Origin of the sequence: Agromyces sp. S2-1-8 (assembly GCF_021129215.1) — a bacterium.
GTDB lineage: Bacteria > Actinomycetota > Actinomycetes > Actinomycetales > Microbacteriaceae > Agromyces > Agromyces chromiiresistens.
This window is the reverse complement of record NZ_JAJOLP010000001.1, coordinates 3,278,011-3,290,649: the sequence shown is the minus strand read 5'-3', so window position 1 is coordinate 3,290,649 and position 12,639 is coordinate 3,278,011. Positions and strand designations below refer to the sequence as shown.

The following is a 12,639-nucleotide window of genomic DNA, read 5'->3' as shown; positions in this document are numbered from 1 at the left end:
ACAAGGCTACCGCGCGGCACTCGGCGGATCGGCGAGCGGAGGTGCATCCCCGCGCGGAACGAACACCCGGTCGATCAGCCGGTCGGCGGCGTTGCCGTCGTCGAGCGGCGTGAAGCTCGATCGGAACTGCGCACGCGCCGCAGCCCATTCAGCGCCGAGCCGATCCGGGTCGCGCAGCAGGTCGACGACCGCATCGGTCGTCGTCGCCCTCGGCCCTGGCGCCGTCGGCGCGTAGTCGAAGAATCCGGGTCGCTCGGCGAAGTACCGCCCCTCGTCAGGGGTGAAGAAGATCATCGGCTTGTCAGTCAACGCGTAGTCGAATCGCAGCGAGGAGTAGTCGAGGATCCCCGCGTCCGAGGCGAGGATCAGGTCGTTGATGTCGGGGTGGTTCGTCACGTCGATCGCAGAGCCGGCGGACTCCGCAGCACCGCGCGCGTTGAACGGGTGCCCGCGCGTGAGAACCCGGTACCCGGACCCGAGCTTTCGCGTGAGGGCGTCGGTGTCCAGGAACTCCGAGGCCGTGGCGGACATGTCGTCTGCGGAGAGATAGTCGCGGAAGGTCGGTGCGTAGAGGACGGCGAAGTCGCCGTCGGCCAGTCCCAGTGCTCGACGGGCACGCGAGCGCCGCTCGGCGGCGCTCGCGTCGAGCAGCGCATCGTTCCGGGGATACCCGATCTCGAGGATCTCCGTCTCGGCGGGATCGCGGTCGCGGAAGAATTCGAGCAGGTACGGCGTCGCGTACGGGGCGGGGGAGACGAGGTAGTCCCATTCGGCCGCGCGCCGGTGGAAGGACTCGATGCGCTCGGGCGGGAAGCCCAGCCTTCGCCACCAGGCGGCCCCGTTCGCCTTGAAGGGGTAGCCGTGGAAGGTCTCGATGACCACTTGGCCCTCGCGCTTCTCGAACCAGTCGGGCTGGTGCACGTTGACGACGACGTAGTCGGCCCGCACGAAGGCTTCGAAGTACTCGCGCGAATTCTCGATCACCCGTCGGCCGCCTTCGGGCACGGCCGTCGAGTGGTCGCGTGCGGCCCAGACGAGTTCGAGGTCGGCGCCGCGCTCTCGCAGCCGCTCGTGCAGGGCAAGAGCCGTGTCGTTCGCCGACTCGCTGTAGAGGCAGCGGAACAGCACCATCGGACGCTCCGACTCGCCGGCGGCCTTCAACGCTTCGAGTCGGAGCCGTTCGATGTTGCCCGGGCCGCGGTCCTGAACCGGGCGGGCCACGTCGATGTCCACGACGAGCGTGTTCCAGTCGTCCGCCCGGACGGTGATCTGCTGGGTGCCGGTCAGCAGTGCGATGGGAAGGCGAAGGCGCAACCCCTCGTCGATGGCTGTGTCCCGTCCGGCGGACGTGATGCGGTACACGCCCCGGGGCAGGGGCATCGCGGCGCGGCCGAACTCGTCGATCGTGAGTGGAAGGGTGAGCGCATTCTCGCCGGGAGTGCGCGCGACGGGCACGCGCCGGCTGCCGGAGACCGCGGCGAAATCGCCGTCCGGGCGATCCTCGGTCGAGAGCACCAGCACGTCATCGGCGAGGGACACCCCGGAGAAGCAGTTCGTCTCGCGGCGGTGCACCGTGGCCGTGGCCGCCGGTACGGCGACTCCCGATGCCGTCCTCGTCTGCGTCCGCAACCCGGTCAGCCCATGACCTTCGACCCCGGCCGTGTCGTCGACCTCGACCCAGTGCCAGGCGCCGTGCTCATCCTGGGCCGTCACGTACCAGTCGCCGGGCCCGTGACCCGTTGCCGGCATCGGTCGGCCGATCCGGAGCGTCGCCCGCTGCACTCCGTCGCGACGTTCGACGCGGGCTTCCCGCCGTCGACGCCCGAACCGATCCATCGGGCTCACGAGCGCAACGCGCTGGAAGGTCCCGCCTGCCAGGCCGATCGTCGCCCGCGAACCGTCCGTCGCCCACGAGATGACCGACGCCGACGCGCGCCCGGTTCGGAGCACGGCGTCGTCGCCGTGCCCGGTGACGAGGTCGAGCCGGAGTCCCGTCGCGAGCGTCGTGCTGGCGAAGCTCGGGTGCGGGCTCGGACGGGTCGCGAGGCCCGTGCGCACGAGCGCGTCCGACCGGAGGGTCAGGCGGAGCCGGTAGTCCTCAGGATGATCCGCGAGCCGATCGAACGGCACGAACACCCGCAGCATCTGGCTCGAGCGATCGACATACGGTGTCGATCGGCTCGCGAGTTCGGCAGGGGCGTGGAGCCACTCGCTCGCGACCGGGAGACCGATCTCGCCGCGATCCGGTACGAGCTCGACGGCGGCCAGCAACTCGGCTGCGTGCGGGTCGTGGCCGTCGATGTATGCGATGATTCCGAGTTCGATGCCGTCCTCGAGGCGCCGCGCGTGGGCGACCTCTGCGACGAGGGCGGATTCGCGGGGCGACAGCTTGAATGCCGACTCCGGTCCTGCAATGATGCCGTCCGCGGCATCTGGGTGCGCGTAGAGGGCGTCGCCCCGGAGCTCGGCGTGGTAGAACTCGCGTCGCCATCCATCGCGCTCGAGGAATCGAAGGGCGGCCTTCCGGTCACCGGCGGCCACGATGTGCGTCAGCAGCTTGCTCCGAGCATCGATCTCGTCCCAAACGGAATCGAGGTCGATCTGGTCGACGAGGTACTGCACGGACGCTGCGAACACAGCCCAGGCCTCGTCGGACATCTCGCGGATGAGCATGAAGAACTCGGTGAGGTTGTTCGAGATGATCTGGGCGAGGCGGGCACGCCTCGCCTCGGCGTGGCCGTATTCGGCGAGGACATCCAGCGAGGCACGGACGGCGCCCCAATGATCGGTGATGTTGCGGACGCTCGTGACCTGCTGGGAGATCGAAGTCTGGTCTTCGCGCATTCGCCAGTTGATCGACACGGTCGACAGCACGTCGAACGACCGGGCCATCGCATAGGCCCGGGCCGACACGGCCTGATCCTCGTAGAGCACGCCGACCGGGAACGCCAGTTCGGAGGCATCCCAGAACGCCCGACGGTAGACCTTGCTCCAGGCGACGGCATTGACCTGGATCTCGGGGAACTCCTCGAGGGTGCACGCGAACCGATCCCGCGCGTGAGCGGCATGGATCCACGGAGCAGCGGGCGGGAACCCGTTGCGATACTTGCGCCGGTACGGGGAGACCGCGAAGTCAGACCCGGTCGCTCGCAGCGACTCGATCGCCTGCGTGAAGACGTGCCGGTCGACGACGTCGTCGCTGTCGATGAAGGTCAGGTACTCGCCGCGTGCATTGGCGGCGCCCGTGTTGCGTGCCGAGCTCAGGCCGCCGTTCTCCTGGCGGATCACGACGATCCGCGGGTCGCGCTTGGCGAGGCGTCGTGCGATCTCACCGCTCCGATCGGGCGAGCCGTCATCGACGACGATGATCTCCACGTTCCGGTAGTTCTGTCGTCTGAGAGACGAGAGGCACTCCTCGATGTAGGCCTCGACGCCGTAGGCGGGAACGACCACGCTGAGGAGCCCGGCCTCCGACCGAACACCGCGGGAAGCGCGAAGACGGACTCCCCGTGCCCAGCCCAGGCCGTCGCGCACGCGGTCGCGCAGCGGCAGGAGTGAGTCGTGGGCGAGGAGGTCGATGATCGCGTGGCGCAAGTGGGTGTACTCCTACGACGGCTGTGTGTCGGTGGTGGGTGTCGAGCGGTGTACGACGCCCGGGCTCGCCCGAAATGGGACGCGCGCTCGATCAATCGTAGAATGTCCTGCGGCCCCCGCCGCTTGCGAACACGAAGGCGCGGTCGGAGCCCGGTCCGCCTGTTCGGCGGTCATGCGATTCCTGCTCTCGACACTCGGAGGCCCGCCCTATGACGCAAGCACGTCCGACACTCTCGTTGGTCATCCCGGTCTACAACGTCGAACGCTGGCTTCCGGAGTTCCTCGAAAGTATCGCCGCCCAGGGGGCCGCACTGGACTCCGCCGAGGTGATCTTCACCATCGACGGGGCGACCGACCGCAGTGAGCAGGTCATCCGCGACTGGGTCGCCGAGCATTCGCGGATCAGGACTCAGATCGTCACGAAGGAGAACGGGGGACTCAGCAGTGCGCGGAACGCCGGGATGGCGGTGGCCTCCGGAGTCTGGATCAGCTTCCCCGACCCTGACGATGTGCTCGGCGCGGGCTACGTGCGCTCCCTGATCGATTGCGTCGAGCGGGACGACGTCGACGTCGCAGTCGCCCGATTCCTGCCCTTCTTCGGCAGTCCCGCGAGTGCGACGGACTCGCACCCGTTCCGTTTCCGCTTCTCCCGTGGAACGCGCGTCGTGGATATCGATGAATCGCCCCGGTTCTTCCCCTTCGCCGTGAATTCGGCGGCGTTCCGGCTCGACGCGATCCGTTCGATCGCCCTGGAATTCGATGACCGTGTCTCGACGGTGGAGGACGGTGTCTTCACCGCTGAGGTCCTCGCCAGCTCACCGCGCCGCAGGATCGCGTTCGTCGCCGAGGCGGAGTACTTCTATCGGAAGCGCGATGACGGAACCTCGCAGCTCGACAACGCGTGGACGCGAGCAGACCGATTCGATGGCGCGTTGGAGCACGGCTTCGCTCGAGTCGCCCAGAAGTACTTCTCCGACATGCCGGTGCCGCGGTGGCTGCAGTACATGATGCTGTACGACCTTCAGTGGTACTTCAAGATGGACTTGAGGAACGATTCGCCGACGGCCGGACTGAGCGTCGCGGAATGCGTCGCGATCAACCGCCGATTCGAGCGATACCTGAGTCACATCTCCAGGCATGTCATCCTCGAGTACAACGTGACCGACATCCCGCCTCACATTCGGGAAGCGTGGATCCTCCGAAGCACCGGCGCGCTCGCCGATCAGGATGTGTACCTCACGGAGCTCGATTCTGCTCGTGGACTCGTCTGCATCCGATACTTCACCGACTCCGTGGACGCCACCGAGACCATTCGTCTCGATGGCGTCGAAGTGCAGCCGTTCGCCTCGAAGACGCGCGCGTTCGTCTATTTCAGGGAAGCGTGGCTGTGGGAGCGGATCATCTGGGTCTCCGCGATGCAGGACGTCACCGTTCAACGGGCGGGTCGGTCGATGCCGGAACGACTGAGGTTCGGGAACCCGGGCCAGGCGATCATCGAGGCGACGCCGGGCCACATCTGGCAGAAGCTTCGACGAGCGAATCCGCCGTTCAAGAACCACCCGCGCACAGTTGCAGCGGTTCGTTCACGGGCGACCCTGGCCGCCCGCGTCGCGAATCGAGCACGGCGCGAGTTGACCAAGTCGCGGCAACGGGAGTGGCGCAGGTATGCGAAGTCTGCCTCCGCGGCGAAGCAGTACGCGAACGCATGGCTGCTCATCGATCGGGACACGATCGGGCGCGACAACGCGGAGTCCCTCTATCGCTATCTCGCGCAGCATGAGCCCGAGGTGAACGCCTACTTCGTCGTCGATCGAGAGTCGCCCGACTACACGCGGCTGAAGCGCGAGGGATTCCGCGTCGTCGCACACCGGTCTCGTGAACATCTCGCGCTCTGGTACCACGCGCGGCATCTGATCTCGTCGCAGATGGACCACTACATCCTCCACCCGTTCCCCGAGAAGGCGCTCTGGAAGGCCGCTCCGACGTTCACCTTCCTCTCGCACGGCGTCACCCATAACGACCTCTCGCGGTGGATGAACGCGAAGCCCATCGGCCTCACGATCACGGCGACCGAGCAGGAGCAGCACGAGTTCACCAGATCGGGGGGAGCATACAAGCTCACCTCGAAGGAAGTCGTGCTCACGGGGTTCCCCAGGCACGACGAACTCGAACAGCTGGCGTCGAATGGCCGACGCGACCTCCTGCTGATCATTCCGACGTGGCGCAAGTCGCTGCTCGAACTCGTCGATGGGAAGACCAACGAGCGCAGCGCGCTCGAAGGCTTCCGGGACTCGCGGTATTTCCGTTCCTGGATGGAGGTCGTGGCGAGCGATCGGCTCCGAAGCCTCGCTGAGCGGACGGGCCTGCAAGTGGCCTTCGCCCCGCATCCGAACATGCAGGGTCACATCCTCCCATCGGATGTTCCGGACTGGGTACAGCTCGTTTCGTACGCTGAATCCGACATCAAGACATGGATCGCGAGATCGAGACTCGCGGTGACCGACTACTCATCGCTTGCGTTCGAAGCGGCGTACGTCGGTTCCGGCGTGGTCTACTACCAGTTCGACCATGATGAGTTCTTCTCTGGCAGCCACGCGTTCCGCCGGGGCGAATTCAGCTACGAGACCGATGGTTTCGGACCGGTGGTCGCGGGCCATGACGAGGTCATCTCGGCGATCGAGTCGTCGATCGTCGATGGCGACGCCTTCGATCGCATCTACGGCGACCGCATTCGACGGGTCTTCGCGTTCCGGGACGGTCGGGCGTCCGAGCGGACGGTGGCCGCTATTCGAGCACTCGAAACGCGAGTCGGCTAGCACGATTGCGACACCGAATCTGCGACTGAGCAGTCCGAAGTCGCTCGATCATCTCGAGAGATCATCGGGCGGACTCCGGACTGCTCGGCGGAGCTCCCGATGAGGAGCGGTCGTCATCGCTACTCGGGTGACGAGGTGTGGAGACGTCTCCCCGAGGTGCGCAGACCCGCCATCAAGCACCCTTCGGATCCGGCAGCTGATCCGGACCCGCTACGTGCGGATGCCCCGCAGCCTTCGCCACTGCCTCCCGGCGGCGTCGGCCAGCCGGACCGCGCGGCGCGAGAGGGCTCGCTCCAGCTCGCCGTCGCGAATCTCGAGATCCCGTTGCGATCGGGTCAGGGCACGATGCGCGGCCGCGAGCTGCTCCCGGTGCGCCTCGAGCTCCGATCCCAGCGAATCTCGGTCGCGCTGCAGGGAGTCGAGGTTCTCCCGCAGGGACGCCGCCGTCGATGAGAGTTCAGCCATCGCGGATTCGAGTTCGTTGATGCGCTGAGACTGCCGCTCGCTCGTCAACCGTTCCAGCCCGAGGAGGTCTGACACGCGAGTCACCTGTTCGAGCGGCACATGCCATCCACCGGTCGCCGGGAACGGAGCCGCCGGCGTGAGGTCTGCCGCGGGCATCGTCGCTGCGCCTCGGATCTCCGAAGATATCGCGTCCCACCAGGCGCGGAGTTCGCGCTGGCGGGTCGAGCGAACACCTGCGATGTGCTCCGCGAACTCATCCGCCCGAGCGGCGAGCTCCACGGCCATCGCTTCCACGCCGCCGCTGAACCACGTCTCCGCCGGGGCCACGAAAGCGGACAGGCCGGTGTTCTCGAGCGCGCCGCGCATCCGGATCGAGGAGTAGTAGTTGAGCGCGATGCCGATGGCAGGAGTTCCCACCATGGGTGCGAACACGACGGGGTGATAGCGCGTCGAGATCGACAGGATCGCGTGGGCGGTATGGCTGATCGCGTCGCGCGCCATCATGATTCCGGTGGCCCGCACACGGCCGCTCTTCGTCGAGCCGATGATCTCGGCGTGCACGCGTTGGTCGACACCGGTCGGATCCCCGTGCAACGGTCCCATGTGGGGGATGAGCACGACGTCCGCGTCGAGCTCGGTTGAGAGGCGGTCGAGCGTGTGTGCGATCTGGTCGATGTACTCGACGTCCGTCAGCCCTGATCCCTCGGGATTCGGGGCGAAGCTCCCGACGATGTAGCGTCCGGTCGGCCGCGCGAGCGGAGAGGGTGAGAGTGCTGCGGCGTCATCCATGGTGTGGGTGACCGGTGTGTGTCGGGAGATCAAGCGGTGGCTCGCGGTGTCGCGGGCTCCGAACAGTCGTGCTGACCTTGCGATCTCGATCACGAGGGCTTCGTCGACGTCATCGGTGAACGGGCCGACGGTCTGACTCGAGACGAAGACAGGGACGTCGAACCGGCGTGCGAGTCGTACTGCGCACAGCCGGTCGAGAGCGAGATGGAAGTACCGGGAATTGAGATTGCCGCCGCCCGCGATCAGGAGGGCTTCGGACGAGGCGATGGCCGCGATCGCCGGGTGGGTGCGATCGGCCTCATCGACCACACGATCGAGCCACGCGAGCGAGCGTGCTCGGTCCCATCGCCCCGAGAAGCCGAAGCGCGGGACCGCTGGGAGGCCGTACAACTCAGTGGCCGCATCGGGATCGCCGGCGGTCAGGATCAGATCTTCGTGACCACGAAGACGCAACTGCTCGATTGCGGCCTCGGTCATCGCGTCATCCCCGAGATGGTAGTGATTCCGCCAACCGATATCTCCGATGATGACGATTGACATTCCGCTCCAGGTGATGTGGGGCCGAGCCGGCTGAGAGCATTCAGGCTATCAGTGGCTCTCGCTCGGGCGTAGCCGAACGAGTGGGACGTGACGGGAACGGGCGTGGTGCAGCTCCGGTCAGGTGATCGTCGTCGCGGTCGATGCTGACGGTTCCCACGATCGGCTCGCATCGGATCGCGCAGAAGCGGACACCGTCATGACGACCGGCCCGTCGATACGCTGGGAGTCACGCCGACGAGAGGACCATGCACGGATGTTCGTGACGATCGACAACACCCCGCGCGACTACGCCTGGGGCTCGCGCACCGCGATCGCCGACTACCGCGGGCGCACCGCGTCGGGTGACCCAGAGGCCGAGCTCTGGCTGGGGGCGCACGCCGGATCGCCGTCGAAGATCGTCGACGCGGCATCCGTCGGCCATGCCGACCTCGCCGAGTGGATCGCCGCCGACCCGGTGACCGCGCTGGGGCCCGAGCTCGCGGCACGGGGCGCGAGGTTGCCGTTCCTGCTCAAGGTGCTCGCCGCGGGCGCACCGCTGTCGCTGCAGGCCCATCCGACGCCCGCACAGGCGCGAGCCGGCTTCGCCCGCGAAGAGGCCGAGGGAGTCGCGATCGATGCGTACGACCGCAACTACAAGGACGAGTTCCACAAGCCCGAACTCATCGTCGCGGTGAGCGAGACGTTCGACGCGCTGTCGGGGTTCCGCCCGCTCGACGAGGTGCAGGGCCTCCTCCGCGTGCTCCGCGCCGCCGATGCGGCGTCGGCCGAGCCGCAGCCGGGCGCGCTCGACCTGCTCGCCGAGCACCTCGCCGAACCAGAGCCGCTGCGGGCGACCGTCGAGTGGCTGCTGCGCGACGGCCGCGGCGGCGACTCGGGTGAGGCGAACTGGGTGATCGAGCGGGTCGTCGCGCTCGCCGCATCGCCCGAGGCGGCCGTCTCCCCGTACGCACCGTCGTTCGAGACCGTCGGCGCACTCGCCGACGCGTATCCGGGTGACCCGGGCATCGTCATCTCGCTGCTGCTCAATCGCGTGCGGCTGCGCGCGGGCGAGTCGCTCTACCTCGCTGCGGGCAACATCCACGCCTACCTCGACGGGCTCGGCATCGAACTCATGGCTGCGAGCGACAACGTGCTGCGCGGCGGCCTCACCCCGAAGCACATCGATGTGTCGGAGCTCGTCGACGTGCTCGACTTCACACCCGGGGCGCCGCCCCGGCTCCAGCCCGAGCGGCCGCGCGCCGGCGTCGAGACGTTCCGTCCCGACGTGCCCGACTTCGTGCTGCACCGGCTTTCGGGCGCTGCATCGGGCGATGCGGATGCCTCCGGCGCGGCCGCCGACGCCGCGCCGGCCGCCGACCTCGACGGGCCCGCGATCGTGATCGCCGACGGCGGGCCGGTCGTCCTGCGCGGCGAACTCGGCGAGGCGCATCTCGAGCGCGGTGAGATCGCCTACGTCACCCCCGACGAGCGGCGTGTCGTGGTGAGCGGGCCGGGCGTCGCCTGGGTGGCGACGAACGGCGTCGGCTGAGGGCGGGCTCGAGGCCTCCGCCTCGGAGCGACGGTCAGCTCGCGACGCGCATGCCGAACAGGCGTCGGTAGGCGGTCGGAGTCGTCTGCAGCACCTTGACGAAATGGTGTCGCATGACGGCAGCGGTGCCGAAGCCGGTCTCGCGGGCGATCTCCTCGAGGTTGAGATCGCTCTCTTCGAGCAGCTGCTGCGCCCGCAGCAGTCGCTGACGGTTGAGCCATGCGTTCGGCGTCGTGCCGGTCTCGGCCCGGAATCGGCGGGCGAACGTGCGGGGCGACATCAGCGCCCTGCGCGCGAGCAGGTCGACGGTGAGGTCCTCGTCGAGGTGCTCGAGCATCCACGCGGTGATCGTGGCGAACGAGTCGCTGCGGCACTCGACCACCGGCGTCTGGATGAACTGCGACTGGCCGCCGTCGCGCTGCGGTGGCACCACCATGCGGCGGGCGATGATGTTCGCGGCGCTCGCCCCGAGCTCGGTGCGCACGACGTGCAGGGCGGCGTCGATGCCGGCGGCCGTTCCGGCGCCGGTGACGACCTTGCCGTCTTGCACGAAGAGCACGTCGGGGTCGACCTCGGTGTCGGGGAAGTCGGCGGCGAGGCGGTCGGAGTACATCCAGTGGGTCGTGGCGCGGCGGCCGGCGAGCACGCCCGCCTTGCCGAGCATGAAGGCGCCCGAGCAGACGCTCAGCACCCAGGCGCCGCGGGCGACGGCGTCGCGGAGCACCTCGGCGATGCGCTCGTCGACCGGCTGGTCGATGAGCGCGGCCGGGACCGCGACGAGGTCGGCGGTGCGAGCGAAGTCGAGGCCCTCGTGCACGACGAGGTCGAAGCCGAGCTTCGTCGACACGGTGCCGGGGTCGGCGGCGACGACGTGGAAGTCGAAGACCGGACCGCCGTGCTCGGATCGGTCGATGCCGAACACCTCGCAGATCACGCCGAACTCGAACGGCGCCATCTGGGGAACGGCGAGACAGGCGATGGAGCGGAGCATGCGGACCTCCGGATGTCGGCGAGTCGATGGCAGGAATGAGTTGTTCTGTGTCAACTCTGCCACTGTCGGCAGGATCTTGCAATCCATACATTAACTGCCATGTCCATCTTCATGATCCTCCTCATCGCCGTCCTCGTCGCGCTCGCCGTGTGGGGTGTCGTCGCCACCGTCGCGGGGCTCGGTCGCGACGGCTACGGCAGGCCCGAGATCCGGGACCGGGTACGGCACGTCGAGCGGCTCGGATGACCCGGGGCCTCGAGCCGTCCCGCCGCCACCCCTCGGCCCTGGCCTGCCGGGGTCTCGAGGCGCTCGCCGCGCTCGCTCCTCGGCCCGCTCGACGCCCCCGTTAGGATCGTGTGGGCGCCGGAGACACCGCCGCCGGAGAGGCGGAACATGAGCTGGCTGGTCACCGGGGGAGCAGGCTACATCGGTGCGCACGTCGTGCGGGCGTTCGCGGCGAAGGGCATCGACACGGTGGTCGTCGACGACCTGTCGTCGGGCCGTCGCGGCTTCGTCGCCGACGGCACGCCATTCGTGCAGGGCTCCATCCTCGACGGACGCCTCCTCGAGTCCACCCTCGAGCGCTACGACGTGCGCGGCGTCGTGCACCTCGCCGGCTTCAAGTACGCCGGCGTCTCGGTGCAGCGCCCCCTTCACACGTACCAGCAGAACGTCACGGGCACGTCCACCCTGCTGGCGGCAATGGAGTCGAAGGACGTCTCGCGCATCGTGTTCTCGTCGAGCGCGGCCGTCTACGGCACGCCCGACGTCGACCTCGTCACGGAGTCGACCCCGAAGCATCCCGAATCGCCCTATGGCGAGTCCAAGCTCATCGGCGAGTGGCTCCTCGCCGACCAGGGCCGCGCGGCGGGGCTCGCGCACACGAGCCTGCGCTACTTCAACGTCGTCGGCTCGGGCACCCCCGAGATCTTCGACCCGAGCCCGCACAACCTCTTCCCGCTGGTGTTCGACGCGCTGCTCGACGGCCGTACGCCCCGCATCAACGGCGAAGACTACCCGACGCCCGACGGAACATGCGTGCGCGACTACATCCACGTCGCCGACCTCGCCGAGGCGCACGTCGCGGCCGCACAGCGGCTCGACGCCGGCGAGCCGATCGAGCCGGTCTACAACCTGGGCTCGGGCGACGGCGTCTCGGTCGGGGAGATCATGCGCACCGTCGCCGACGTGACCGGCATCGAGTTCGCGCCCGAGATCGCGCCGCGCCGCGCCGGCGACCCGGCCCGCATCGTCGCCTCGGGCGAGCTCGCCGCCCGCGACCTCGACTGGAGGATGCGCCACACGCTCGCCGAGATGGTGCGCACGGCGTGGGAGGCTCGCCGCGCCGCTGCGTGAGCCGACGATTCATAACGTCTCCCCAACACACCGGCGTGTCGCGTGCCGCGTGAAGCCTCGACAGGTGATTGAGGGTTTACCATCTGCGACTTGACTCGCGGGAATTACATGGGTGTAATTGTTCATGACACACCCTTCGGGTGGTCGGTACAACTGGGTGGGAGACGATATGGCGAGTCCTGAATATCGTTCTGGAGTACCTGACGATTGGTTCGTCGATCCGGTCAGGCTGGGAGTACCCGGTGTGCGCCCGGCGGTCGATGACGACAATCCGTTGGCGTGGCAGAGCGACGCATTGTGCGCGCAGACCGATCCCGAGGCGTTCTTCCCTGAGAAGGGCGGATCGACGAGGGACGCGAAGAAGATCTGCACCGGCTGCGAGGTCCGCGCCGAATGCCTCGAATACGCGCTCGGCAACGATGAGCGGTTCGGCATCTGGGGCGGGCTCTCCGAGCGCGAGCGGCGCAAGCTGCGCAAGCGAGCGGTGTGAATTCGCGGGGCCTGCTTCGGCAGGCCCCGCACTCGTCTTCGCGGGTTTCGAGGCGCGCCCGGGGGAGTCT

8 protein-coding genes are annotated in these 12,639 nt (G+C 68.1%); 5 read left to right on the top strand and 3 right to left on the bottom strand.

The annotated features are described in order from the left end of the window. Positions 1 to 6: 6 nt before the first annotated feature. Positions 7 to 3,594, bottom strand: coding sequence for a CDP-glycerol glycerophosphotransferase family protein (locus tag LR269_RS15085; RefSeq protein WP_231431573.1), 3,588 nt, complete (start codon positions 3,592 to 3,594; stop codon positions 7 to 9). Positions 3,595 to 3,803: 209 nt separating this feature from the next. Here LR269_RS15085 and LR269_RS15080 point away from each other — a divergent pair, with 209 nt between their 5' ends. Beyond that, on the top strand, positions 3,804 to 6,410 hold the full coding sequence (locus tag LR269_RS15080; RefSeq protein ID WP_231431572.1) for a CDP-glycerol glycerophosphotransferase family protein: 2,607 nt from the start codon (positions 3,804 to 3,806) through the stop codon (positions 6,408 to 6,410). Positions 6,411 to 6,620: 210 nt separating this feature from the next. On the opposite strand, the gene LR269_RS15075 is transcribed toward LR269_RS15080, so the two are convergent. Next, positions 6,621 to 8,204 carry a polysaccharide pyruvyl transferase family protein gene (locus LR269_RS15075; protein ID WP_231431571.1) on the bottom strand — a complete coding sequence of 528 codons (1,584 nt, stop codon included), beginning with the start codon at positions 8,202 to 8,204 and terminating at the stop codon, positions 6,621 to 6,623. A gap of 253 nt (positions 8,205 to 8,457) precedes the next feature. On the opposite strand from LR269_RS15075, the gene manA reads away from it, so the two are divergent. After that, positions 8,458 to 9,732, top strand: a complete 1,275-nt coding sequence (manA, locus tag LR269_RS15070) for a mannose-6-phosphate isomerase, class I (RefSeq protein ID WP_231431570.1) — start codon at positions 8,458 to 8,460, stop codon at positions 9,730 to 9,732. Positions 9,733 to 9,766: 34 nt separating this feature from the next. On the opposite strand, the gene LR269_RS15065 is transcribed toward manA, so the two are convergent. Continuing rightward, positions 9,767 to 10,723, bottom strand: a complete 957-nt coding sequence (locus LR269_RS15065) for a GlxA family transcriptional regulator (protein WP_231431569.1) — start codon at positions 10,721 to 10,723, stop codon at positions 9,767 to 9,769. Positions 10,724 to 10,822: 99 nt separating this feature from the next. Between LR269_RS15065 and LR269_RS15060 the strand changes: the two genes are divergently transcribed. The 3 genes from LR269_RS15060 (at position 10,823) to LR269_RS15050 (ending at position 12,569) form a co-directional block, all read left to right on the top strand. Continuing rightward, a complete protein-coding gene (locus tag LR269_RS15060) occupies positions 10,823 to 10,969 on the top strand; it encodes a hypothetical protein (RefSeq protein ID WP_231431568.1) in 147 nt (48 codons plus the stop codon). A 147-nt stretch (positions 10,970 to 11,116) separates the two neighbouring features. Further along, a complete protein-coding gene (galE, locus tag LR269_RS15055) occupies positions 11,117 to 12,079 on the top strand; it encodes a UDP-glucose 4-epimerase GalE (RefSeq protein ID WP_231431567.1) in 963 nt (320 codons plus the stop codon). A gap of 169 nt (positions 12,080 to 12,248) precedes the next feature. Then, positions 12,249 to 12,569: a WhiB family transcriptional regulator gene (locus LR269_RS15050; RefSeq protein WP_231431566.1), complete on the top strand. Its 321-nt coding sequence runs from the start codon at positions 12,249 to 12,251 to the stop codon at positions 12,567 to 12,569. Positions 12,570 to 12,639 lie beyond the last annotated feature (70 nt).